Annotated in this window: 25 protein-coding genes and 1 pseudogene; 16 read left to right on the plus strand and 10 right to left on the minus strand. The window is 65.4% G+C overall.

What is annotated here, in order from left to right; genetic code table 11:
- The first annotated feature begins 33 nt into the window (after positions 1–33).
- The 9 genes and pseudogenes from OG874_RS15640 to OG874_RS15680 all read left to right on the plus strand — a co-directional run.
- Positions 34–1101, plus strand: coding sequence for a HoxN/HupN/NixA family nickel/cobalt transporter (locus OG874_RS15640; protein ID WP_330255867.1), 1068 nt, complete (start codon positions 34–36; stop codon positions 1099–1101).
- Positions 1101–1847 (plus strand): DUF6390 family protein, encoded by a 747-nt coding sequence (locus OG874_RS15645; RefSeq protein WP_330255868.1) that lies wholly within the window; start codon positions 1101–1103, stop codon positions 1845–1847. The genes OG874_RS15640 and OG874_RS15645 overlap by 1 nt, the downstream gene beginning before the upstream one ends.
- Before the next feature lie 309 nt (positions 1848–2156).
- Positions 2157–2678, plus strand: a complete 522-nt coding sequence (locus OG874_RS15650) for an OsmC family protein (RefSeq protein ID WP_330255869.1) — start codon at positions 2157–2159, stop codon at positions 2676–2678.
- Between the two features lie 46 nt (positions 2679–2724).
- The gene (locus tag OG874_RS15655) at positions 2725–4032 is read left to right on the plus strand and encodes an O-acetylhomoserine aminocarboxypropyltransferase/cysteine synthase family protein (RefSeq protein WP_442943349.1); all 1308 of its coding nucleotides are present in this window, start codon (positions 2725–2727) and stop codon (positions 4030–4032) included.
- The gene (locus OG874_RS15660; RefSeq protein WP_330255870.1) at positions 4032–4637 is read left to right on the plus strand and encodes a CoA-binding protein; all 606 of its coding nucleotides are present in this window, start codon (positions 4032–4034) and stop codon (positions 4635–4637) included. Before OG874_RS15655 ends, OG874_RS15660 begins: the two co-directional genes overlap by 1 nt.
- Before the next feature lie 48 nt (positions 4638–4685).
- A complete protein-coding gene (locus tag OG874_RS15665; RefSeq protein ID WP_330255871.1) occupies positions 4686–5246 on the plus strand; it encodes an OsmC family protein in 561 nt (186 codons plus the stop codon).
- Positions 5246–6487, plus strand: a complete 1242-nt coding sequence (locus OG874_RS15670; RefSeq protein WP_330255872.1) for an NAD(P)-binding domain-containing protein — start codon at positions 5246–5248, stop codon at positions 6485–6487. Before OG874_RS15665 ends, OG874_RS15670 begins: the two co-directional genes overlap by 1 nt.
- Positions 6488–6624: 137 nt before the next feature.
- The gene (locus tag OG874_RS15675) at positions 6625–7341 is read left to right on the plus strand and encodes a carbonic anhydrase (RefSeq protein WP_330255873.1); all 717 of its coding nucleotides are present in this window, start codon (positions 6625–6627) and stop codon (positions 7339–7341) included.
- 75 nt (positions 7342–7416) lie between these two features.
- A pseudogene (locus OG874_RS15680) lies at positions 7417–8070 on the plus strand (dienelactone hydrolase family protein); the annotation flags it as partial.
- Here OG874_RS15680 and OG874_RS15685 read toward each other — a convergent pair.
- The gene (locus OG874_RS15685; RefSeq protein WP_330255874.1) at positions 8051–9172 is read right to left on the minus strand and encodes a CapA family protein; all 1122 of its coding nucleotides are present in this window, start codon (positions 9170–9172) and stop codon (positions 8051–8053) included. The pseudogene OG874_RS15680 and the gene OG874_RS15685 overlap by 20 nt on opposite strands.
- Before the next feature lie 125 nt (positions 9173–9297).
- Here OG874_RS15685 and OG874_RS15690 point away from each other — a divergent pair, with 125 nt between their 5' ends.
- The 5 genes from OG874_RS15690 (at position 9298) to OG874_RS15710 (ending at position 14011) form a co-directional block, all read left to right on the plus strand.
- The gene (locus OG874_RS15690) at positions 9298–9924 is read left to right on the plus strand and encodes a hypothetical protein (RefSeq protein WP_330255875.1); all 627 of its coding nucleotides are present in this window, start codon (positions 9298–9300) and stop codon (positions 9922–9924) included.
- Positions 9925–10384: 460 nt separating this feature from the next.
- Positions 10385–11029: an ABC transporter permease gene (locus tag OG874_RS15695; RefSeq protein ID WP_330255876.1), complete on the plus strand. Its 645-nt coding sequence runs from the start codon at positions 10385–10387 to the stop codon at positions 11027–11029.
- On the plus strand, positions 11026–12297 hold the full coding sequence (locus OG874_RS15700; protein WP_330255877.1) for an ATP-binding cassette domain-containing protein: 1272 nt from the start codon (positions 11026–11028) through the stop codon (positions 12295–12297). Before OG874_RS15695 ends, OG874_RS15700 begins: the two co-directional genes overlap by 4 nt.
- A gap of 2 nt (positions 12298–12299) precedes the next feature.
- Positions 12300–13037 carry an ABC transporter permease gene (locus tag OG874_RS15705; protein WP_330255878.1) on the plus strand — a complete coding sequence of 246 codons (738 nt, stop codon included), beginning with the start codon at positions 12300–12302 and terminating at the stop codon, positions 13035–13037.
- Positions 13034–14011 (plus strand): glycine betaine ABC transporter substrate-binding protein, encoded by a 978-nt coding sequence (locus OG874_RS15710; RefSeq protein WP_330255879.1) that lies wholly within the window; start codon positions 13034–13036, stop codon positions 14009–14011. Before OG874_RS15705 ends, OG874_RS15710 begins: the two co-directional genes overlap by 4 nt.
- Positions 14012–14358: 347 nt before the next feature.
- Here the strand turns inward: OG874_RS15710 and OG874_RS15715 are convergent, their stop codons facing one another.
- On the minus strand, positions 14359–15054 hold the full coding sequence (locus OG874_RS15715; protein WP_330255880.1) for a TetR/AcrR family transcriptional regulator: 696 nt from the start codon (positions 15052–15054) through the stop codon (positions 14359–14361).
- Positions 15055–15392: 338 nt separating this feature from the next.
- On the opposite strand from OG874_RS15715, the gene OG874_RS15720 reads away from it, so the two are divergent.
- Entirely contained in the window at positions 15393–15746 is a 354-nt protein-coding gene (locus OG874_RS15720) for a hypothetical protein (protein ID WP_330255881.1), read from the plus strand.
- Positions 15747–15752: 6 nt separating this feature from the next.
- The gene (locus OG874_RS15725) at positions 15753–16328 is read left to right on the plus strand and encodes a hypothetical protein (RefSeq protein WP_330255882.1); all 576 of its coding nucleotides are present in this window, start codon (positions 15753–15755) and stop codon (positions 16326–16328) included.
- A gap of 71 nt (positions 16329–16399) precedes the next feature.
- Here the strand turns inward: OG874_RS15725 and OG874_RS15730 are convergent, their stop codons facing one another.
- The 8 genes from OG874_RS15730 to OG874_RS15765 all read right to left on the minus strand — a co-directional run bounded on the left by OG874_RS15730 (position 16400) and on the right by OG874_RS15765 (position 25163).
- Entirely contained in the window at positions 16400–17413 is a 1014-nt protein-coding gene (locus OG874_RS15730) for an alcohol dehydrogenase catalytic domain-containing protein (protein WP_330255883.1), read from the minus strand.
- A 591-nt stretch (positions 17414–18004) separates the two neighbouring features.
- A complete protein-coding gene (locus OG874_RS15735; RefSeq protein WP_330255884.1) occupies positions 18005–19204 on the minus strand; it encodes a vWA domain-containing protein in 1200 nt (399 codons plus the stop codon).
- A complete protein-coding gene (locus OG874_RS15740) occupies positions 19201–19851 on the minus strand; it encodes an SRPBCC family protein (protein WP_330255885.1) in 651 nt (216 codons plus the stop codon). Before OG874_RS15740 ends, OG874_RS15735 begins: the two co-directional genes overlap by 4 nt.
- A gap of 13 nt (positions 19852–19864) precedes the next feature.
- Positions 19865–20752: an AAA family ATPase gene (locus OG874_RS15745; protein ID WP_330255886.1), complete on the minus strand. Its 888-nt coding sequence runs from the start codon at positions 20750–20752 to the stop codon at positions 19865–19867.
- A complete protein-coding gene (locus OG874_RS15750) occupies positions 20749–21342 on the minus strand; it encodes a nucleotidyltransferase family protein (protein WP_330255887.1) in 594 nt (197 codons plus the stop codon). Before OG874_RS15750 ends, OG874_RS15745 begins: the two co-directional genes overlap by 4 nt.
- Entirely contained in the window at positions 21339–22232 is an 894-nt protein-coding gene (locus OG874_RS15755; RefSeq protein WP_330257305.1) for an XdhC family protein, read from the minus strand. Before OG874_RS15755 ends, OG874_RS15750 begins: the two co-directional genes overlap by 4 nt.
- A gap of 25 nt (positions 22233–22257) precedes the next feature.
- Positions 22258–24648 (minus strand): aerobic carbon-monoxide dehydrogenase large subunit, encoded by a 2391-nt coding sequence (locus OG874_RS15760; protein WP_330255888.1) that lies wholly within the window; start codon positions 24646–24648, stop codon positions 22258–22260.
- Positions 24645–25163, minus strand: a complete 519-nt coding sequence (locus OG874_RS15765) for a (2Fe-2S)-binding protein (RefSeq protein ID WP_330255889.1) — start codon at positions 25161–25163, stop codon at positions 24645–24647. Before OG874_RS15765 ends, OG874_RS15760 begins: the two co-directional genes overlap by 4 nt.

Raw genomic sequence — 25163 nt, forward strand, 5'->3', positions numbered from 1 at the left:
TATCCGAGGGCGCTGCGGCGTGCGTGGATCGGAATGGACCGGCGGCAACGGGGCAGCATTGCCGGAATGGTCTGCACTGTCGTCACCTTGCACATCGTCGGCTGGGTGACGTTGTTCTTCCTCGTCGTCCCGAACAACTATGTGGTGCAGGGCACGGCATTCGGCGTCGGGCTGGGCGTCACCGCCTATACCCTCGGCATGCGCCACGCCTTCGATGCCGACCACATTGCCGCGATCGACAACACCACTCGCAAGCTGGTGGCCGAGAAGCAGCAGCCGCTGTCGGTCGGATTCTGGTTCTCGCTCGGGCATTCCACGATCGTGTTCGTCCTCGTGGCGCTGCTCGCGCTCGGTGTGAAAGCGCTCGCCGCCAATATCCAGAACGAGAACTCCGAGCTGCAACAGTGGACCGGCGTGTTCGGCACCGGCGTCTCGGGCACTTTCCTGATCCTGATCGGGCTCCTGAATGCGGTGTCGCTGGTCGGGATCTGGCGCGTCTTCCGCACTATGCGCCAGGGCAGCTACGACGAGGCGCAGCTCGAAGCGCAACTCGAATCCAGGGGCGCACTGAACCGGCTCTTCGCACCGATGATGCGTGCGGTGCGCAAGCCGTGGCAGATGTATCCGGTCGGGCTGCTCTTCGGCCTCGGCTTCGACACGGTCACCGAAGTCAGCCTGCTGGTGATCGCGGGTGGCGCCGCGGCGACAGATCTGCCGTGGTACTCGATTCTTGTTCTGCCCGTGCTCTTTTCGGCGGGCATGTCGCTGTTCGACGCGTTGGACGGGACATTCATGAACTATGCCTACGGCTGGGCGTTCGCCAGCCCGATCCGCAAGATCTACTACAACATCGTCGTCACGGGACTGTCGGTGGCGGTCGCCCTGCTGATCGGTGCGCAAGAGGTGATATCGATCCTCGCCGACAAGCTCGATGTCACCACGGGTCCGCTGGCCTGGGTCGGGAACCTCGATCTCGGTGCGATGGGCTTCATCATCGTCGGACTGTTCTCGCTCACCTGGATCGCGGCCTTCGCGGTGTGGCGCATCGGCGATGTCGAGCAGCGCTGGCAGTCCGGCCTGGCAGGGAAGCCGGAAGGGTAATGGACACCCCTGGCACCGACATGTTCGCGCGATACACCTACGCGCCCAACCGGCTCGGCTACTGCGGTCCTGCGGAGGCGGCGGCGTTGCGCAACGGTTCCAGTGCCGAAATACGGGCGGTCGCTGCCCGATTCTCCGGTGTGTGGCCCTACCTGCGGGTGATGTCCCGGCTGACCGGGATCGACGATCCCCTGGATCATCGACTCGTCGAATCGTATTGGCTCGGTGGCGGAGTCGCCGCTCATCTCGACTCCGACGAGTTCATGTTCGAGCTGCTCGCGGTGATCGGTCCGGTGGCGGGCTCCTACTGGACACACCTGAGACCGGAGCTGGCCGCCGAGGCCGCCGCGAACCATTGTTTCCATGTGTTCGGTGTGTACCCGTGGTCCAGACTGCTGGGCCGTGGCATGGACGAGCACCCCGTGAGTGTCCTCGATAATTGCCGAATCAATTGGGGGACAGTGGTTTCCCACGACGAGACGGGCGTCGCCCTACGCTGTCGGAGCCTGGCGTGGAACGGACAGCTGCTCGAGCTCTCCACACCGTCGATACAGCGTGCGGATGTCTGGGCCGACGGCTACAGCGCGCTGCCGGACGTCGCGGTCGGGGATGAGGTCGCTGTGCACTGGGGTCGCCTGTGCGGCCGCCTGTCACAGGGCCAGGTCCAGGACCTCGAGGTGAGCACCGCACGTCAGTTGGAAGCCACCAATCTCCGGCTCGCCGCATCCGTCCGGAGGGAACCGTAGCCGTTGAATGCCGGTAGCTCGAGCAGCGATTGCCCGCTCGGAATGCGAACGGGCGCTTGATGGTTCTTCAAGTTCCGGGTGTTCTGATCTTGGACCGTTGAGGGTCCCCCCTCCGCGCCTGAACCGGCTGTACACGGCCGGATAGCGAGTGCGGGCCGAACGGTTCATGGAACCGTGCGCCGTAGGACATCGGCATGGCCACGGACCGCCGAGCCTTAAAACTCACCTTGCGCGAAACCCTGTCCACGGCTGGGTGAGGCGGGAAAACTGGTGGGGCACAGGGGAATTCCATTCTTCCAGGGAGAATCCGTGACTGTCGATGCCAGTGCATTTCTCAACAACGTCAACATCGACGCTGTCGGCGGCCTTGTGGGGGCAATCCAGGCCGACCCGGTGAAGGCCCAAACCACCTGGGCGGCCCACGTGACATGGAAGGGTGCGTTCGCCTCGGAGGCGAGTATCCGCACATTCGCTCCTGTCCCTTCGGATGAGCCGGCTGCCCTCGGCGGAGCCGACGGTGCCCCGAATCCGGTAGAGCAGCTCCTCGCGGCGCTCGGGAACTGCCTGGCCGTCGGGTACGCAGCGAACGCCACGATCGCCGGTATCCAGCTCAACGACCTGCGCGTCGACCTGAAGGGCGATATCGACCTGCACGTCTTCCTGGGGCTCGCCGAGGGGCACGCAGGCTTCGAGTCGATCACCGCCACCGTGACGATCGACGCCGACGCCTCCCCGGAGCAGCTCGAACAGTTGCACGCGAAGGTGCTGGCCAGTTCGCCTGTGGGACACACGGTACGCAACGCGGTGCCGCTCGAGGTCGTCCTTGCCTAGCCCGGGACCCGAGGGTTCGACGGTTTCGCGCCACAGTGAGACGGGTGTGCGGCCAATTGTCGATCGCGAGTACGGTTTCCGCACCCGGGCGATCCATGCGGGCAATATCCCGGACCCGGTCAGCGGCGCCCGCGCACTGCCGATCTACCAGTCCGCGGCGTTCGTCTTCGACGACACCGCGGACGCGGCCGCCCGCTTCGCATTGCAGAAGTACGGCAACGTGTACTCGCGTCTGTCGAACCCGACCGTGGCCAGTTTCGAGGAGCGGGTCGCCAGCCTGGAAGGCGGGCTCGGCGCCGTCGCTACCGCAACCGGGATGGGGGCGGAGTTCATAACCTTCGCCGCACTGGCCGGGGCCGGCGACCACATCGTGGCGAGCGCGCAACTCTACGGCGGGTCACTCACCCAGCTCGATCTCACGCTGCGCCAGTTCGGTGTGGAAACCACGTTCGTCACCTCCGCAGATCCCTCCGCATACGCCGAGGCCATCACCGACCGGACGAAGCTGGTCTTCGCCGAGACCGTCGCAAACCCCTCCGGGCAGATCGCGGATATCGAGGGTCTCGCCGATGCGGCACATGCCGCCGGAGTTCCATTGGTCATCGACTCGACCATTCCCACGCCCTACCTCAACCGGCCCATCGAGTGGGGCGCCGACATCGTGATCCATTCGGCCACCAAATTCCTCGGCGGTCACGGCACCACCCTGGGCGGGGTGGTCGTCGAATCAGGCAGGTTCGACTGGCGTAATCCGCGGTTTCCCCTGTTCGACGCGCCGGTGCCGCACTACGGCGGTTTGACCTGGAACGGCAACTTCGGCGAGTACGCATTTCTCACCCGGCTGCGCTCCGAGCAGCTCCGCAATATCGGTCCCACGCTGTCTGCGCAGTCGGCATGGCAGCTCGCGGTGGGCGTCGAGACGCTGCCGTTGCGTATGCAGAATCATGTCGACAACGCCCGCATCGTCGCGCAGTGGCTCGAGGCCGACCCGCGGATCGAGTTCGTCAACTGGGCCGGACTGCCCAGCCATCCCCACCATGACCGAGCGGCCAAGTACCTGCCGCAGGGGCCGGGCAGTGTGTTCAGTTTCGGCATCAAGGGGGGCCGCGCGGCCGGCCGGGAGTTCATCGAATCGGTCGACCTGGCCAGCCACCTGGCCAATATCGGTGACACGAAGACCCTGGTGATCCACCCCGCCTCCACCACCCACGCCCAGCTCAGCGAGCAGCAACTGGCGCAGGCGGGTGTCGAACCGGGACTGGTGCGGATCAGCGTCGGGATCGAGGACGTCGAGGACATCATCTACGACATCGATCAGGCCCTGCACGCAGCGGTGAAATCGACGGAGGCGTGATGAACAGTGAGAACGGTGCGGCCGCGGTCGTCAACACCCAGCTCGCCAACGGCCTCACGGCCGCCGTGCCCACCGACTCTCCGCGCGCCCGGCTGCTGCACAGCGAACGCACCTGGTTCGGCCCCACGGCCAAAGAACGTCTCCGCATCCTGCGGCGCGCACGGTCGATCGCGATCGTCGGGTTCTCCACCAACCCCGCCCGTGCCAGCTATTTCGTGGGCACCTATCTGGTGCAGTCCACCGATTACACCGTCTACTTCGTCAATCCCAACGCCGCCTGTCGCACCGTCCTCGGGCAGCCGGTTTACACCTCGCTCGCCGACCTGCCCGAGACTCCCGACATCGTCGACGTATTCCGCAAGGTAGCCGACATCCCCGGCGTCGTGGCCGAAGTGACCGCCCTGACCTCCCCGGATAAACCATCCCCGGTGCTGTGGATCCAGCTCGGAATATGGAACGAGCGTGCCGCCTACGACGCCGAGGCGAACGGGCTCACGGTCGTGATGGATCGCTGCCTGAAGATCGAGCACGCCCGCTTCCACGGCGGCCTGCACCTGCTCGGCTTCGACACCGGCCAGATCACCGCCCGTAAGACCGTCCGATGACCACACCGATCGTCTCAACCCCGTAAACACACATCAGGAGGCATCGCCATGACCGCTCCCACCGTCGACAACGGCGTCAACGTGGAACACCTGCTCGGCGCCCGCGCCGCGCTGGCCGACAATCCCGAGATCGCCAAATTCGAATGGCGCTCGACTGTGAGCTGGGTCCGGGGCACCCACAGCCGCACCGAAGTGGAAACCTTCTACGGACTGGGCGCCGAGCAGCAGCACACCAAGAAGTTCACCTTCGACGCCGACCACCCGCCCCAGTTCGCCGCCGAGGACCACGGCATCACCCCCGCCGAGTACGTCCTGGTCGCGCTGGGCAGCTGCCTGACCGCAGGCGTGGCCGCGGTCGCCCAACAGCGCCAGATCAAGCTCAATTCCGTCCAGGCCACCGTCAAGGCCGACTTCGACCTGCACGGCATCCTCGGCGCCGACCCGAACGTCCGCAACGGCTTCACCAACATCACCGTCGACTACCAGATCGACGCCGACGCCGCACCGGCCGACATCGAGGCGATCGTCGCGCAGTCGCAGAAGCGGTCCGCGGTGTACGACGCCCTCACCAATCCGACGAACGTCAACGTCAACGTCAACGCCTCCTGATGCCGGCCACGGCCGCCGTCGTAGTCGGGGCCGGGCACAACGGCCTGGCGATCAGCCGCCACCTGACCGAACGCTCGATCGACCACATCGTCCTCGAGCGAGGCCAGGTGGCGCACTCCTGGCGCACCCAGCGCTGGGACTCGCTTCGCCTGCTCACCCCCAACTGGATGACCCGGCTACCCGGCCACAGCTACGAAGGTGACGACCCCGACGGCTACCTGACCGTCGCAGAAGTGGCCGACTTCATCACCGCCTACGCCACGACATCCTCGGCCCCCGTCGAGACCGACACCACGGTCACCACCGTCCAGGCCGCCGAAGACGGGTTCACGGTCACCACCGACCAAGGCGACTGGCAGGCCCGCACCGTTGTCCTCGCCGGGGGCATCACCACCTCCCCGCTCCCTGCGCTCGCCGCCGCCCTCCCCGACGACATCGAGTCGATAGCCGCGCTCGACTACCGCAACCCCGACCGGCTCCCCGATGGTGGCGTACTCGTCGTCGGGGCCGCCGCGAGTGGCATCCAGATCGCCGAGGAGGTCCATCGCTCCGGGCGCCCCGTCACCCTTGCCACCGGCGAGCACGTGCGGGCACCCCGCCGATACCGCGACCACGACATCCTGTGGTGGCTCGATGCCACCGGCATCCTCGACCAACGATGGGACCAGATCGACGACATCGTCCGCGCCCGCAATCTCGCGTCCTTCCAACTCGTCGGCGGCCGGCGCACTATCGACTTCAACACACTGCAGGATCAAGGCATCCGGCTCGTCGGCAAGCTGGCCGGCATCCGTGACGGCATCGCCCAGTTCTCCGGCTCGCTGCGCAACGTCATCACCCTCGCCGACCTCAAACTCAACCGATTACTCGACACCATCGACGAGCACACAGGCGAACACGGTGAACGCCTCGAACCCACCCGCGTCCCCGACTCACCACTGTTGCTCGACCTGACATCGGGAGAGATCCGATCGGTCGTATGGGCCACCGGCGTCGAACCCGACCATTCCTGGCTCGAACTGCCCGTCTTCGACCCCCGGGGCAGACTCCGCCACAACGGGGGCGTGGTCGACTGGCCCGGCCTCTACGTCACCGGAATGCCGGTATTACGCCGCCGCAGATCCACCTACATCGACGGAGCCGACGCCGACGCCGCTGACCTGACCACCCACCTCGCCGGCTACCTCCGCGGCAGGCACCCCGACAACACCGGCCACCGGAACCAGGCCCACACCTACTAGAGGGCTTCGCACGAGGTATAGCCGACTCCAGGAAGGCGGTCGGATTTCACCTGCGCGCATACTTGCAGCAATTGCTTCAGCACCGTTTTCGCTGTTCTCGTAACCGATGGAGATCCACCGAGTGCGGAGGTGACAACATGGGTGTGCCCGATCGCCGAACAGTTCTTGTCGGCGCCCTGACCGCGACAACCGCGGTGCTGGCGGGTTGCGGGGGAGATCAGCCATCGAAGCAAGTCCATACCGCGCAGGCGCCGCCGCAGACCTCGAAGGCCGCCTTCGACAGGCTGATGGCAGGCAACCAACGCTGGATCGATGGCAACCTGGACCACCCCGACCGCGATCCCGAGCGACGCGAGCTGCTGGCCCAGAATCAGCAGCCGTATGGCGTCGTACTGTCGTGTATCGACTCGCGCGTCCCGCCGGAGCTGGTGTTCGATACCGGGCTCGGCGACTTGTTCGTGATGCGCACCGGCGGGCTCGCGGTGGGTCCCGTCGTGATCGGTTCCGTCGAATACGGCCCGATGACCAGCGCCACCCCGCTGATCATGGTCCTCGGACACCAGCGCTGCGGTGCGGTCGCCGCGGCATACAAGGCCCTGCAGGAGAGCACCCCGCTGCCGGGCAATCTGCAGTCGATCGTGGAGGCATTGCGCCCGGCATACGAGCGGATGGATTCACCGGGCGACGACCCGGTCGAGACGATGACCCGCATCCAGATCGAGTTGACCGCGCAAGACCTACGGCGCAACAACGACCTCGCGCCGGTGGTGGAGCGTGGCGCTCTTTCGGTCGTCGGCGCCTACTACAACCTCGACACCGGACGGGTCGAAGTGCTCGACGGAGCCCCCGCCTGATACCGCCTCTTGCACATGACCGACCGGGCGGGTACTCCGGATACCAGGAGGTGTTCGATGCTGCCCTCCGCATCCGATCCGCTGACGCGGACAGAAGAGGTCATCGTGTCGTCGGAGTCCATCCGGCTGACGGGGATACTGGCCGTCCCGCAGAACTCCACCGGTCTTGTCGTCTTCGCACACGGCAGCGGTAGCGGCCGACACAGTCCGCGGAATCGGCTGGTCGCCGATGTACTGAATCGAGCGGGACTCGCGACGATGCTCGTCGACCTGCTGACCGCGCCCGAGGAGGGCGACCGTGCGCGTGTTTTCGATATCGAACTGCTCGCCGATCGTCTCGTCGAGGTGACCCGCGCGCTGCGCACGCGGTCGGTCCTGTGCGGCCTTCCGACCGGATATTTCGGGGCGAGCACCGGTGCCGGTGCCGCACTGTGGGCGGCCGCCGAACCCGGCGCCGAGATCGCGGCGATCGTCTCCCGTGGCGGCCGCCCCGACCTGGCCGGTCCGCGGCTGGCGCACGTCCGCGCACCGACGCTGCTCATTGTCGGCGGTAACGACCGGCGGGTACTGGAGCTCAATCGCGAGGCCCAGTTGCGGATGTCGTGTCCGAGCGAGATCGACGTCGTCCCCGGTGCGACGCACCTGTTCGAGGAGCCCGGTGCGCTCGAGCAGGTGGCGGATCTGGCCCGCGACTGGTTGCGCCGCCATCTCAGCGTTGTGCGGTCTTGAACACCACCGGTAGGTCGTCGGGCCGCGATGCGACCCGGGTGCCGAAGTCGCGACTGATGTGCTCGATCGTCTCGCACAGCCATCGAGATTCGTTGTGCGCGGCCGATTCCAGGCGCATGCGCCGGATCCGCAGCGGAATCATTCGCGTCTCTATCGCGCCGGGCTCGATGGACACCAGATACAGCAAGCGAAGATCCGGGCGGTACCGCTCATGGCCGCGGATGCCCTCGTAATCATCGATGACGTCACCGCACCCGTACAGAATCGGTTTGCCCCGATAGATCTCGATCGGCCGCGGATGGTGTGCGGAATGCCCGTGCACGAGGTCGATTCCGGCATCGATCAACCGCTGCGCAAACTGCCTTTCGCTCAGCGACACCCCGTAGCCCCAGTTGGGCCCCCAGTGTACGGAGACGATTGCGATATCGTCATTGCGCTTGTGCGCCAACACTTCTGCCGCAACTTCGTCGGCGGCGCGAATATTCGGCGCATCACCGATCCACCACAGCCCCGGCCGATCGCGGCGAGCCGCCCAATGGTGCGGAACCCCACTCGATCCCGCACCGACCGAGACAATTACCACTCGTCGTCCGTCATCGAGTTCCGATATCGCCGGGACCCGGGCATCATCGAAATCCGCACCCGCCCCGGCGCGCTGGATGCCCGCGGTATCGAGTGCTGCCACAGTGTCGGCCAGCCCTCGAATACCGAAATCGAGAATGTGATTATTGGCCAGCGCACAGACGACCGGCGCGATCGCGGTCAACACCGGCACATTGTCCGGGTTCATGCGGTAGTGGATGCCCTTGACCGGTGCGAACGCGCCATCGGCGGTGATTGCGGTTTCCAGATTGATCAGTCGCACCTGCGGGGCGAACCGAACAAGAATCGGCAGGACGTCACCCCATGGGTGGCCGAAATCCACGGGACGGGCGAATTCACCGTGCATATGCTCCGCCAGCTCCGCATACGTTCGCGCATCCTCGACATACCGTTCGTGCAGCGTCGGATCACCGGGGTGCGGGAGAATCTGGTCCACACCGCGCCCCAGCATGACGTCGCCGCCCAGCAGCACCGTCGCCATACCACCATTATCGATCATTTCCGTCACATGATGACGTGGACGATGAAATCGACAGTACTGACAACCTTGCTGACAGATTGACAATGAGTGTAGCGATGTAACACACTCTCGGGGTTTGCGGTCATCGGAAGAGAGGCTGGCCAGTGACCGATAACGCCCGTGCGGCGCTGGAGTTGGTTCGTGATTCGAGCCAGTTCAAGTGGTATGTGATCCCGCTACTTCTGATCGTCGTCTACGTGTATGCCACCGAGGTGGAGCGCCGGAACTGGAACGTGCTGTTCGGTGGGCTGGCGCTATGGGGGATGGACTGGTTCAACGAGATCTGGAACGCCGCGGTCTTCCACGTCACCGATCGCGCGCCGGTGTGGGGCGCGACGGGGCCGACCGCCTATCAGATCCTGATCGGGCTCAATATCGAGATCTGCTTCATGTTCGCGATCATGGGTGTAGCGGCCGCGAAGCTGTTGCCGCCGCGCGAGATACGCGTATTCGGGCTGCCCAACCGCCCGGTACTGGTGGCGGTGAACGCGGCGCTGGCCGTTGGCGTCGAGATCGTGCTCAACAAGATCGGCGTGCTGACCTGGGACTGGTCCTGGTGGCAGGCGGGCTTCCCGCCGCTGATCTGGCTGATCGGCTACGTGCCGTTCTTCACGGCCTGCTTCTGGGTGCACGATCTGCCCACGGTGCGCGCCAAGGCCGTCGTCGTCGGCGCGATCCTCGGACTCGACACGGTGGCTCTCATTGTTCTCGGCTCACTGGGATGGTTGTGAAAACTCTCGCTCGTTTCGCGCTCACCACCGCACTCACTCTCGTCTTCACCGGGCTCGAGGCCGTCGCCGTATAGGTCGCGGCATGAGGTGAGGTCCTGCAGCACGAAATAGATGTCCGTGCGCATGAACACCATGAACTGAAATGGCAAGGGTAGTAATGCGATCACCGCGACCGCGGCCGAAATCCGTTGGGGCGTCGTGGCCTGGGCTGTCGCAGCGGCAAGCATGATCGCCAAGCCCGCGACCGAGAAGTTCGTCGACATACCCAACCCGTATTCCTTGCGCGGTAAGCCCACCGCTGCTGCGATCCGAACTTCGTTGTCACTGAACCTGTGAGCTATTCGCCGTCGCGCGCCGTCCGGCACCTTGCGCCAGTTTCGTTTACTCTTTGGCAACTCGCGCGTCCGGTTACTGCGCACAGATAGGTACCGACCGGTCTTCGGCTGACGATGGGAATCCCATGCATCTATGGAGCTACATCCGAGGACGGGGCGAGCTTCTGGCGTTCCTGACGTATCAGCATGCCTCCCTGGCATTTCAAACGGTGCTGGTCGGGACTGCCGTCGCTGTCCTCATCGCGATGGCGGTCTATCGGCTTCCGCTGTTGTCCGCGCTTTCGCTGACCTCGAGCCGGGTCGCGCTGACGATTCCTTCGCTTGCGCTGTTGGCGCTGCTGTTGGTCCCGTTCGGACTCGGTGTGGTCCCGTCGTTCGTCATGCTGGCGTTCTTCGCGGCATTGCCGGTGATCGGCAATGCGATCGTCGGCTTGCGGTCGGTCCCTGCTTCGGTCGTCGAATCCGCTCGCGGGATCGGTTTTTCGCGATGGCGCATTCTGCTGACCGTCGAATTGCCGATTGCCTGGCCGGTGATTCTCACCGGCATCAGGGTGTCCACCCAGATGATCGTCGGTGTCGCCGCCATCGTCGCCTATGTTCTCGGACCCGGCCTCGGATCGCTGATCTTCAACGGCCTTTCGCGGCTCGGTGGCGCGAACGCGCTCGAAATGGCGCTGACGGGCACCATTCTCATCGTCATCATCGCGTTGGTGTTCGACGCGCTCCTCGTCCTGCTCGGACGCCTCACGATCGCAAAGGGACTGTCATGACCGATGTGACCAGCCAACCCGCTCCGACCACAGCGGAGCGCAATGTCACCGGTGCGTCCATCGAGTTGGATTCGGTTGTCAAGCGCTACAAGGGCCAGCAGAAACCGGCGGTTGAGCGCCTCGACCTGGAGATCGATGCGGGCGATATCGTCGCGTTCGTCGGCCCGTCCGGCTGTGGCAAGACGACCACACTCAAGATGATCAACCGGCTGATCGAGCCGACCGAAGGCCGGATCTTGATCGGTGGTCGCGATGTCACCAGGGAAGATCCCGACAAGCTGCGGCAGTCGATCGGATATGTCATCCAGTCCGGCGGGCTGTTCCCGCACTGGTCGGTGGCCAAGAACGTCGGCGCCATCCCGCGGGTGCTCGGGTGGGACAAGAAGCGGATCGCCGAACGCACCGAGTATCTGCTCGATCTGGTCGGCCTGGACCCCGGCACCTTCGCCGACCGGCTGCCGAAGGATATGTCCGGCGGACAGCAGCAGCGGGTAGGGGTCGCCCGCGCGCTCGCGGCGGACCCGCCGGTGCTGCTCATGGACGAGCCGTTCGGCGCGGTCGATCCGATCACCCGGGTTCGCCTACAGGACAGCCTGATCGCGATCCAGCACGAACTCGGTAAGACCATAGTGATCGTCACGCACGATTTCGAAGAGGCCACCAAGCTCGGCGACAAGGTGCTCATCCTGTCCGAAGGCGGTCACGTCGAGCAGTACGCGCGCCCGGAAGAGATCCTCACCGACCCGGCCACACCGTTCGTGGAGGAGTTCGTCGGATCCGGCGCGAAGCTGGCATATCTGACCGTGTCGCGGGTGCGCGACGTCGCCTACGAGGAGGTGATCACCGCTCGGGTCGGCGAGTCGGCGCGGGGTGTGATCGAACGTGCGAAGGCCGCCGGACACACCTGGATCGTCGTCGTCGACGAGGCCGGGCGGCCGCGATCGTGGCCTTCGCTCACGGAGGTGGCGACCAAACCGGAGGTCTCCGACTTCCTCGATCGGCGGCTGCCCGTCGTCGCACGATCCTCGACCCTCAACGACGCGCTCGACGCCATGCTCGCGGCCAGCCAGGGCGCCGCACTCGTCACCGACGGCCGTGGCGCGGTCGTCGGCTCGCTCAGCATCGGCTCGGTGACGGAAACGATCCAGGCCAAGCTCGCCGACGTGCGTGCCGATGAGGCAGACCACTCGTACGCGACATACATCGACGGAACCGATCCGGCGCCGACCCCGGTGGTCGCCGCCGACGAACCCGGATCGGCTGGGTAGTCATGAATCGTTTGCGCCGCATTCCGATCGACGTATGGTTCGAACCGATCATCATCGGTGTCATCGGTATCGGTTACGTCATCTGGTATAGGTCGACCACGTTCACCGCGACGGAGAAGGCGTCACTCGGCTGGGCCAACCTGCAGACCACGATCCTCGAACACATCAAGCTGACCGTGGTGGCCACGTTGATCGTGGTCGTCCTCGCGATTCCATTGGGCATCGCGCTGACCCGACCCGCGTTGCAGCGGTTCGAGCCCATCGCCGTCAATATCGCCAATATCGGCCAGGCCGCGCCCGCGGTGGGTCTGCTCGTCTTGTTCACCTTCTGGTTGGGCACCGGATTCCGCACGGCGATAGTCGGTCTCGTCGTGTACGCGATCCTGCCGATCCTGCAGAACACGATCGTCGGGCTGCGGCAGGTCGATCAGCGCACGATCGAGGCCTCGCGGGGCATCGGGTTCTCGGGCACGCGGACGCTGTTCCAGGTCGAGCTCCCGCTCGCGGTGCCGGTGATCCTCAACGGTGTCCGCACCGCGCTGGTCATCCTGGTCGGTACCGCGACGCTGAGCACCTTCATCGGCGCGACCAGCCTCGGCACGCTGATCACGACCGGCGTCACCCTCTTCCTGCCCAAGCTGCTCATCTCCGGTGCGATCCTCGTCGGGCTGCTGGCGTTGATCATCGACTGGCTGGGCAGACTCGTCGAACTGGCCGCGACTCCGCGAGGTGTCTCATGAGATCGCCACTGGTCACGCTGGTTTCCACACTCGTCGCGACGACAGCCATGCTCGCCGGGTGCGGTCTGGTGAGCTCGTCCGGAACGTTCCACGACGCGGAGCTGCCCGGTGGCGAGCGGCCGCTGGACGGTGCGAAGGTGACCGTCACCTCGAAGAGCTTCACCGAGGGTGTACTGCTCGGCAAGATCACCGCGACCTACCTGGCCGCGGCGGGCGCCCACGTCACCGACCTGACCGGGGCGCCGGGTTCCGCATCGTCTCGACAGGCCCAGCTCAACGGCGATGCCGATGTGCTCTGGGAGTACACCGGCACCGGTTGGGTCAACTACCACAACGAGGCCGAGACGATCTCGGATCCGAAGGAACTCTGGCAGCGGGTCCATGACGTCGAGGAGCGCGACCACAATCTGGAGTGGCTGCCGCCGGCCAACTTCAATGACACATACGCATTCGGCGCATCCACGCCGAATGCCGAACGCCTGCAGGTGAAGTCCCTGTCCGAGGTGGCGGCGCTACCGGTCCCCGATCGGACGTTCTGCGTCGACGACGAATTCTTCAGCCGCTCCGACGGTTTCATTCCGATGCTGCAGAAGTACGGGATCCCCTACAACGATCCGAACGGTGTCCCGTCCGGCAATGTCACGCGCATGGACGCCGGTGTCGTCTACACGGCGACGGCCAAGGGCGCCCCGTGCAATTTCGGCATGATCTACACCACCGACGGTCGGGTCAAGAACCTGAATTTGGTCGTACTCGACGACGACAAGAAGTTCTTCCTGCCCTACAGCGGCACCGCGGTCGTGCGCGGCGCCGTCCTCGACCGCTACCCACAGTTGCGAACGCTGCTCGGCACGATCTCCGAACACCTCACCGACGAGCTGATGCAGGATCTCAACGGCCGCGTCGATATCGACGGCGAGGATCCCGCCGACGTCGCCTACGACTGGCTGAAGAGCGAGAAGCTGGTCGAGTAGCTCGCGTGTCGATGCCGACCTGTACTGGCGCCGAATCACCTTGCAACGCAGCAATACCAGAGGTCGACCAAGAACATCTCGTGCTCGGGCTGATGTGGTTTTGCTGGGGTTCTCTCGCCGACGATCAGTACGACAACTTCGACTGGGGTGACCGGGACAGCCGGCTGCACGGGGTGATGCGATCCATGCGGGCGGTTCTCGACGACGCACATCCCCCCGGCGGGGCGTCGAATCCGGTGATCGCCGGATTCGCCGATTTCTGGCCACGCCTGTGTGCTGACCTGTCCGTACGCGGCAGTTGCCGCGCTCCGATTTGCGATAGCGATGATCTGGTCCCAAAACAATGGTCATCTCTCCGGCGCTTCTTTCGGCGTCCCTTCTACCGCGGTGATGATCTTGATCACCGCGGCAACAAGCCGGCCGTCGGGCTCGATGAGACGCGGCAACGATCTCCGATTTACCAACAGCGATCCAAGAGTGAGATCTACCAGTTCAGCACCGACCTGCTCGGCAGATCTACGCCCTTCCGGCTCGAACCACGTCCACGCCCATTGCGCGGCACCGAAGATGAGCAGGCTCCGGATACTTGTATCGACAGGCCGGAACTCACCCGACGCAATACCCGCATCGAGCACGCCGTGCAGGATTCCGATGTAATGCCTTCGTAGCTTGCGCCCGTCGGAACTCTCATCCTCCTGCGCGAACCGCGCGACCTCGCGCTGGAATGCGACAGTCCGATTTCGATCGTGCACCTGATAGAGCATGGACGCGTACAACAGCCCGGCAAGCCGTTCGGTCGGCGTAGAAAACTCCGACACGATGCGCTCTGCCTCATCGATCCGCCGCCGCATATAGGAAATATGCAGAGCTTCTAGCAACCGCGCCTTCGTGCCGTAATGATGCACGATCAAGCCCTGTGAGATGCCCAGCTCACTTGCAACACTGCTGAAGCTGGTCCCGTCGTAGCCCTTCTCGGCAACATGGCGGGTGAAAATATCGAGAATCGCACCCGACTTGCCCGGTCCCGCCGCACGCCCACTCACCGATCCCACCCCTCCTCGTCCTACTTTCCCGCGCACTCTAGCATCCGCTGACTGCTCAACCAGTCATTGACTGAGTGCGCAGTCAGTACTAGCATTATGCGCCGAGTCACGGCGGTGCACTCTCTTCATCAACCATTCATCGCGCAAATATTCGAGCAATCAACTATGAAACAGCACGCCCGTCCCGCTGAGGCCGTCATCGAGCAACGAGCCTCCGAACTCCACACCCGCGTCCGCGGCCGGTGGAACCTGCGCACGACAAGTAGCGACCACCGTGCCGGCGTCGCCGACCAGCGGTACGCGCCGCCGACCGAAATCCGCAGCGATCGCTCACGCACATGCTCGACAGCACCATCCGATCTGTGCTTCGCATGACCGGCCGCTCTGGCGACGCCACCAACATCTCGACGCGCATCGCCCGAGGCGGCGACCACTACGCCATCACCAGCCGCAGCGGGTGGTCCCCACGCGCCACGAGCCTTCCATGCCAGCTGGTCACCATCCACCGCGTTACGGCCCCTGAGTCCGAGCAGACAACCCCGGCGAAGTCCACAACTTGGCCGTCACCAACAACGAACTTCGTGGCCACACAACATGATTCGCTAGCAACCCGGCTCCTCGACCGTGACGGCCTGGCGACGAAGGACCAGCTGGCCTGCCTGAAGCGTCAGCCCGCGATGAAGGGTCTGTGATCACCCATGGACGCGGATACGGCGGCGGCGCAGGGGGATCCGGCGATGGATGCGGCAGCACTGCTGTCGCCGGATCAACTATTGGCCGCGATCGCCGGGCGGCTCGCCGAGCCGTTGCCGCTGATCGCGTGGGCGAGAGAACTGGGCGATCTACACGCCGCCCTGATTTCGGCGGTTTTGAATCCTCGGCGGCCTCCACCCGACGTCACCGAGGCGGCCCTCCATGCGGATATCGCGAAGGTCATCGACAAGATCAACTCTTGGGCGGTGTTCTACGTCCGCCACAGCCGGTGCGCCCGCCGCCACACTCACTCCTTTGGTGAGGTGATCAGTCACGTCGCAAAGACCTACGCCGAGGCGTGGTGGACGGTGCTGCACGCCGACTGCGAGGAGCTTCGGCACTCGGCGTGGGTCCATCTTGGTGAGGTCCGTGAAGGCTACGCGCAACTCATCGGCGAAATCCGGGCCGGCCGCGTCCAACTCCCACTGGGATGGCGAGGCATCCGACATACCCGACAAAATGACAGCTCTTTCACAAAACCGGAAACCGACGCAGATGAGGAGCATCACGGCACGCAGTAGCAGGCAGAACGGCAAGGTCGAACACTCCCGGCCGACTTCTCCTGGCCTGCGTTGCCGCCAACCCTGATCAGTCAGACCGTGAGGATCATGCGGTACCGGGCCCGTCCCTGTTCCATTGCGGCATATGCCTCGGCGGCCTGATCGAGCGGCCGTTCCTGGATTCGCGTGCGCACGCCGGATTGGACCGCGAATTGCATCGTTTCCTCGATATCGCGCGCAGTGCCGGAGGCGTGGCCGGTGACGCTGAGTCCGGGCCCGATCAGCTGCATCGGGCTGATCGGCAGTGGCTCGGCGGTGACACCAATGGCGATGAGCTCACCGCGCGGTAGCAGTCCACCGGCCGTTTCGGCCATGGCTTTGGCGCTGCCCACGGTCCCAAGAACGACCGACGCACCGCCGATCCCCCGCAACGCTTCGCTGACGTCGCCGGCGGTCGAGTCGATGTAGTGGTGGGCGCCGAGCGCGTGGGCGTCATCGGCTTTGTCAGCGCCGCGGCCGATCGCAATTGTTTCAAAGCCCATCGCGCGGGCGAACTGCACGCCGAGGTGGCCCAGGCCGCCGATCCCCAGAACGGCGACGCGGTCGCCGGGCACGGCCCGGGTTTCGCGAAGCGCGTGGTAGGTGGTGACTCCGGCACAGCCCATCGGCGCGGCCTCGGCCATGGAAAGCTCGTCAGGGATGCGAGCCAGCGCATTGGCCGGCACGGTCACCGACTCGGCGTATCCGCCGGGGTACTGCCAGCTGGGGACCTGCATGTTCTGGCAGTGGATGAAGTCGCCTTTGCGGCATGGGGCGCACTTGTTGCAATGGCCACCGAACCAGCCCACAGCGACGCGGTCACCGACGACGTAGTTGTCGACATCGGCGCCGAGTTCGGCGATTGTGCCGGCGATCTCATGCCCCGGTGTCAGCGGCCACGACATATCCGGGAACGCGCCGCTGACGAACGCACGGTCGGTGCCGCAGATCCCGCACGCTGAGACCGCGAGGCGCACATGGTCGCGAGGCGGTGAGGTCGTTTCAACATCGACCAGTTTCAACGCCGCACCGGCGGACTGCACGTGAACAGCCTGATGAGTAGACATCGGTATCCTCGCTTTCCCTGGGGAGCGGCGGCGTCGGGGACCTCCCCGCAGCGGACCGAGGCAGCGGCGCCGGCAATTCTCGAACGGTAATTGGGACCAGATGAAACATCAGTTCTCACGGTTTATCTTTTGTTGCCTTCGGCAACCCCGGATGCCATCGACGGTGCTATCGCATTCAACAACGGTGCCAGCGGCACCCTGGTCACGCCCGTAGAACTTGGTCGTACCACTTTGCAATGGCCAGCCGACGGGTCGTCATCCATCATGCGCGGCGTCGCACGCCCTAGTGCAAAAGGCACCGGCCCAAAACGGTGCGGTGAGAATTATACGTTCGCCGAGGCGGTACCGAGGTGCAACGCGATGTGTGTGCTTGCAGTGCCCCGTCAACAACCGTCGGTATGTAGCCGGATGTCGGATCTATGAGCCGACTGCGAAGTCGCGGACGGCTTGGTGTGCTGGTTGCGCCAGGCTCAGGAGCGCGGCCCAGCAGTCGTCGAACCGACGCGCGTTGCTTGCCCGGCGAGTCTCGCCATGCACCATCACTGTTCCGCCTTGTCGCCAGTGAGTGTGCGTCGACGGGGGGTCTTGCCATCAGGTGAAAATCATCGATGCGAGGGCTTGCATGAACGCGTGCATATCCGCGAGCGTGTGCCCGGGCATCATGATGTCGCAGTACGGCAGGGCCGCCGCCATCGCACCGGTGGTCGGTTGGAATCGGGAGTCGCCCGCACGGGGATTGAGCCAGATGACGCGCCAAGCCCGGCGACGGATCCGGGCCATCGCACGGGCGAGGACATCGGGGGTGTCGCTGTCCCAGCCGTCCGATGCGATCACGACGACGGCGCCGCGCACCGCATTGCCGGACGGAGTTGCGAGCAGCGTGGCGAGGCACCGCCCGATGTGCGTGCCGCCGTAGCGGTCGACCACCTTGTCGTTGGCCCGGGCCACCGCGGCATCCGGCGAACGGTGCGCCAGCACCGAGGTCAGCCTGGTCAGCGAGGTGGAGAAGGCGAACACCTCGGGGCGATCGGGCGAACGGCGCTGCATCGCGGCCCGCATCAGATGCAGGTAGATCGTCGAATACGGCTGCATCGAGCGGCTGACGTCGCAGATCATGACGATTCGGCGCGGGCGGCTACGGGGACGGGTGCGGACCAGCACGGCCGACTCCCAGCCGGTGCGGCGGGAGTTGTTCATCGTCGCCCGGAAGTCGATCCGCTTGCCGTGCGGATGGTTTTCGTAGCGCCTGCTGCTGCGCTGCGGCCAGAGCGCGGACGCCTGCTCCAGCCAGGCGCCGACCGTCCGCAGATCGTCCGGATCGAAGCGAGCGAAGGGTTCCTGTGCTCGTGCCGCGAACCGGCTCGGCAGCACGTCCGGTAGCGCCACCCCCTTGTCGGTCGATCGGTCGGCACCGGCCGCAGATTGTAGTGTCGCCCAAGGGACTTCACCGCCATGCCGAGACTGCCCCCGCCCGCCCACACCCGGCGCCGACGCGCGTTCGGTCGACAGTCCGTGCGTTCGGCTCGCCGGGTCCACACCCAGCACCGCGTCGGCGAACACCATCGCGAAGACCGCGTCGAAGGCGGCGAGATCCTGCATGCGATCGACGAGCGTGAGCCGCGTAGCCCAGTAGAGCTCGGTGCGCGTCCGCGGCGCCATGCGACGCAAGGCTTGCACGAACAGCGCGGGCCCGCTCGGCGCCACCGCGACGCCACCACGCCGCAGCCGCGCGACCACCGCAACGGCGAATGCGGCCAGATCGACGCCGCGCAGCAGTACCGCTCGTGTCATCGTTTCCCGCGCATCTGCCTGCGTACCAGGACAATTGCGAGCGCGGCCGCCAGCACGAACGCAATCGCCGGCGCATACTTCTTGATCATCGCGGGCCCGACCAGATCGACGAGGTCGAGCGGTGCCGGCTCGGGTTGTGCGACCGGTTGCGGGCGCATTCCTCGGCTGTCCGGCCCAACTATCGCCGCCGCGGCGGCCGAATCGCCCCCCGCAAGTTTCGCTTCCAGGGATGTGACGAATTGACCGATCAGTTTCTCGGACACCTGCTGCAACATCCCGCTGCCGAATTGGGCGAGCTTGCCGACGATCTTGAGGTCGGTGTCCACGGTGACGTGGGTCTTGTCGCCGTCTTCGCGGAGTCGGGTGGTGATGGTCGCCGCTGCGTTTCCGGATCCGCGTGAATCCCGGCCACTGCCGTTGATGACGGCGCGATGGTCGTGTTCGTCGCGTTCGACGAAATTCGCCCTACCGGTGAATTCGCTGGTCACCGGGCCGACTTTGACCTTCAGTTTGCCGAGGAAGTCGTCTCCCTCCCAGCCGACCATCTGTGCGCCTGGCATGAGCGGGACCACCTGTTCAAGATCGGTCAGCACCTCCCATGCCTGCTCGACGGGCGCGTTGACGGTGAACTCGTTGGCGATCTTCATCGGAGTATCCCTCTCATCCGGTAGCCAGGCTTTGGGTGTATTCGACGAATGCCGCCTGGACGGTGGCGCGGTCGTCGGGAGTCTTCGCCAGTGCGCTCAGCGCGGCGACCGCCTCCGGCGCGGTGAGATCGGCGACGTCGAGCATCGCCAGCGCGGCGATCCAGTCGATGGTCTCGGCGACGCCGGGCGGCTTGTCGAGATCGAGATCGCGGGCGCGGCCGACGAATCGGGTGGCGTGCTCGATCAGCGCGTCGGTTGCCCCGGGCACGGTGCGTCGCACAATCGCCACCGCGCGGGCCGGCTCCGGGTAGTCGATCCAGTGGTAGAGGCAGCGCCGTCGCAGCGCGTCGTGCAGGTCGCGACTGCGGTTCGAGGTCAGCACCGCGAGCGGCGGATGCTCGGCGACAAAGGTCCCGAGCTCGGGAACTGTCACGGTGGCCTCGCCGAGGAATTCGAGCAGCAGCGCTTCGAATTCGTCGTCGGCACGGTCGATTTCGTCGACCAACAGCACCGGCGGCGTCGGACCGCGATATCGCACACAGCGCAGGATCGGGCGGTCCACCAGGAATGCCTCGGTGAACAGGTCGGCTTCGGTGAGGTCGGCACCGCGCGCCTCGGCGAGTCGGATGCTGAGCAGCTGACGCTGGTAATTCCAGTCGTACAGCGCTTCGCTCACGGTGAGGCCCTCGTAGCACTGGAGGCGTATCAGCGGTACACCGAGCACCGTGGCCAGGGTCTTCGCCGCCGTCGTCTTGCCCACTCCCGGTTCGCCTTCCAGTAGCAGCGGCCGACCCAGCGTGGTGGCCAGATAGAAGGCGGTGGCGGTCCCGGTATCGAGCAGGTAGTCGTCGGCGTCGAATCGTCGCACCACGTCCTCGATATCGTCGAACGGCGACATCATGGCGACGTCGCGGCGCGCAGGCGCTCGTAGTCGTCCCAGGTGTCCACGTCCAGGGGCATTGGTGCGTCGACGTCGAGGCGGGACACCGGGATGCGGCCCGACTCGATGATCTTCCACACGGCCTTGTCGCCGTGCAATCGGGCCACCTCGCTGAATACGCTGCGTCTCAGCCAGAATGGATGCCCGACACCGTCGTGGTAGCGGCAGACCGTGATCGCGGCGGTCGTTCCCTCGGCGATCAGTCGGTCGACGGTCGCCGCCGACAGACCCGGTTGATCACCGAGCATCAGCACGATTCCGGTGGCCCGGGGATGCACCGAGCTCAGGGCCGAACGCAACGACGACGAACAGCCGGCATCGAAGTCGTCGGCCATGGCCACATCCAACCCGGCGAGATCGACCTGCTGCCGGACCGCCGCGGCTGCGCCGCCGAGGGTGACGATGATCTGATCGAAAGCGCAGGATCGCACCACGTCGAGGGTGGCGCCGAGAACCGTCGTATTCCGATACGGCAGTAGCTGTTTCGCAGTGCCGAGACGCCGTGAGGTTCCTGCGGCGAGTACGACTCCAGTGACGAACCCGATTGTCATGAGCCCGTCTTCGCCGCGGCAAAGGAGGTGCGGCAGCCGGAGCTGCAGAACCAGTAGTCGACATCGTCGATAGTGAGATGCGGTGTGTCCGGCCCGACGGTCACGGTCATACCGCACACTGGATCGAGCGCCTCGAATACGACGCTCGCCGGGCGGGGTGCGACGACCAAGCCACCCTTGCGGATCGCCTGGATCAATTGCGCGACAATCGAGACGGCGATCTCCGCGGAGGTCTTGGCGCCGATCGGCAAGCCCACCGGGGTGCGCACGCGCGCACGCTCGGCGTCGGTCGATCCGAGCTCGTCGAGAATCGACGCACCCCGAATCCTGCTGGCCACCAATCCGATATACCCCACACCGGCGTCGAGCGCGGCGCGGATCATCTCGGCTTCCGGACCTCCGTGGCTGGCGATCACCACCGCCGTCGTATCGGCCAGCGAATCCAGCGAGTCGGCTCCGGCAACACTGCGCTGGACCCCGAATCCCACCAGTTCGCACATTTCGGCCAAGGCGTCCGCGATGGGTGTCGCGCCGCAGATGCGCACCAGCGGCGCCGGGATCTGTGGCTCGAGGAATATCTCCAGCGCTCCGCCGGACAGACAGGGATTCACCACCACCGCCGCGCCGGGCGCTTCGGGAAACTGCAGATCGCCGTCGGGTAGCACGCGCAGCAGCACACTCTCGTGCGACTGCAGGGCACCCAGCGCCGCCTTGCGGACCGAGTTCTGGGCGCACTGGCCGCCGACGAATCCTTCGATCGTCCCGTCCAGCAACAGGATCGCCTCGTCCCCGGCGTGCGCCGAGGTCGGCTGCTGCGCGCGCACGACGGTCGCGTGCACGAACGGAGTCCGGGTGCGGACCAGCTGCTGTACTCGCTCGGACATCTTCATCGGTGGTCCCATCGCTCGCACCCACTCAGATAGGCGGTGTGGCCCGGCCCTGCATCGCTTCCCACACCCGCGACGGCGTCAGCGGCATGTCGGCGTGCCGGACTCCGAACGGCGCCAACGCATCCACCACCGCGTTGACCACCGCTGCCGGCGATCCGACCGTGGCCGATTCGCCGATGCCTTTCGCACCGATCGGGTGGTGTGGCGAAGGGGTGACCGTGTACCCGGTCTCGAGATGCGGAACCTCGAGCGCAGTCGGGATGAGGTAGTCCATCAGGGATCCGCTGAGGCAGTTGCCGTCCTCGTCGAAGGCCATGATCTCCATCAGCGCCATGCCGATGCCGTCGGTGATGCCGCCGTGCACCTGCCCCTCGATGATCATCGGATTGATCCGGGTGCCGCAGTCGTCGACAGCGAGGAAGCGCCGCACCTTCACCACGGCTGTCCCCGGGTCGATGTCGACGACGCAGAAGTACGAACCATACGGGTAGGTGAGATTCTCCGGGTTGTAGCAGATCTGCGCGTCGAGTCCGCCCTCGATGCCCTCGGGCAGATCACCGGCGCCGTGTGCTCGCATCGCGATCTGCTGGATCGTCACGGCCGCGGACGGATCGCCCTTGACGTGGAACGAGCCCTTCTCCCATTCGAGGTCGGCGACCGAGACCTCGAGCATGCCGGAGGCGATGATCCGCGCCTTGTCGCGCACCTTCCGCGCCACCAGTGCGGCAGCGGCGCCAGAGACCGGTGTCGACCGGCTGCCGTAGGTGCCCAGGCCGAACGGAGTCTGATCGGTATCGCCGTGCACCACGTCGATGTCGTCGGGCGGGATGCCGAGTTCTTCGGCGACGATCTGGGCGAACGTCGTCTCGTGCCCCTGCCCCTGGGTCTGAACCGATATGCGCACAACGGCTTTGCCGGTTGGATGGATGCGCAGCTCGCACCCGTCGGCCATCCCGAGTCCGAGGATGTCCATATCCTTGCGCGGACCCGCGCCGACGGCCTCGGTGAAGAAGGACATCCCAATGCCCATCAACTCGCCGCGAGTGCGCTTGTCCTGCTGCTCCTTTCGCAAAGCGTCGTAGCCGATCATGTCCATCGCCAGGCGCATAGTCTTCTCGTAGTCACCGGAGTCGTAGACCCAGCCGGTCTTGCTGGTGTACGGAAACTGATCGGGGCGAAGGAGATTCCGCAGCCGCAGCTCGGCCGGATCCATCTTCAGTTCGTAGGCGAGGCAATCCACCAACCGCTCGACGAAGTAGACGGCCTCGGTGATCCGGAACGAGCACGCGTAGGCGACGCCGCCAGGGGCCTTGTTCGTGTAGACCGCGGTCATCTTGCAGTAGGCGGCCTCGATGTCGTAGCTACCGGTGAAGACGCCGAAGAAGCCGGCCGGATACTTCAACGGCGCCGCCGTGCCGTTGAAGGCGCCGTGATCGGCGAGCACGGTCGACCGGATGGCCAGGATCTTGCCGTCGGCGGTGGCGGCGATCTCGCCGACCATGATGTAGTCGCGGGCGAATCCGGTGCTGGTGAGGTTTTCGCTGCGATCCTCCATCCACTTCACCGGTTTGCCCAGCAACAGCGACCCGACGATGGCGCAGACGTATCCCGGATAGATGGGCACCTTGTTGCCGAACCCGCCGCCGATATCGGGTGAGATCACCCGGATCTTGTGCTCGGGCAGTCCGGCCACCAATGCGTAGAGCGTGCGGTGGGCATGCGGCGCCTGGCTCGTCGACCACAGCGTGAGCTTCCCGGTCACCGGATCGAGATCCGCGACGGCACCGCAGGTCTCCATCGGGGCGGGATGCACTCGCGGATAGACGATCTCCTGCTCGACTATGACGTCGGCGCGCGCGAACACCGCCTCGGTCGCGGCGGCGTCGCCGGTCTCCCAGTCGAAGCAGTGGTTGTCCTTCTTACCCTCGAGATCGTCGCGGATCACCGGCATCTCGGGCGCCAGAGCGGTCCGGGCGTCGATCACCGGATCGAGCATCTCGTACTCGACGTTGATGAGCTCCAACGCATCACGCGCGGAGTAGCGATCCTCGGCGACGACGAAGGCCACCTCCTGGCCCTGGAATCGGACCTTATCCGTCGCCAGCACCGCCTGCACATCGTTGGAGAGCGTCGGCATCCAGGCCAGTCCCTTCGCCGCCAGATCCGCACCCGTGACAACCGCCTTGACCTTCGGATGTGCCTGTGCCGCAGAGATATCGACGCTCACGATCCGCGCGTGCGCGAACGGGGAACGCAGGATCGCCATATGCAGCATGCCGGGCAGCGACACGTCGTCGACGTAATTGCCGCGCCCGCGAATGAACCGCGGATCCTCCTTGCGCAGCATCCTGCCGTGACCGCACGGCTTGTGGTCGTTGTCGACACGGTCTTCGGGCCGGGACTCGACGGCGGTCATGACGCGCTCCCGACCGGCGTTGGCGTGGCGGCGGGTTCGGGCTCCACCGCTTCGCCTCGTTGCTTCGCCGCGGCCCACTGGATCGACCGCACGATGGTGGTATATCCGGTGCAGCGGCAGATCTGGCCCGAGATCGCCTCCCGGATGGTCTGCTCGTCGGGATTCGGGTTGCGGTCGAGCAGGGCGCGGGCGGTGATCAGCATTCCGGGCGTGCAGAATCCGCACTGCAACCCGTGACACTGCATGAACCCCTCCTGCACGGGATCGAGTTGGCCGTCCACCTCGAGCCCCTCGACGGTGCGCACCGAACGTCCGCCGGCCATGACGGCCAGCATCGTGCACGACTTCACCGGTTCGCCGTCGACCTCCACCACACAGGTGCCGCAGTTGCTGGTGTCACAGCCCCAGTGAGTTCCGGTGAGCCGCAACTGATCTCGCAGGAAATGCACGAGCAGGGTGCGTGGCTCGACCTCCGCTGTCACCGGCTCGCCATTGACGGTCATGGTTACCTGCAT

Source organism: Nocardia sp. NBC_00565 (assembly GCF_036345915.1).
Taxonomy (GTDB): domain Bacteria; phylum Actinomycetota; class Actinomycetes; order Mycobacteriales; family Mycobacteriaceae; genus Nocardia.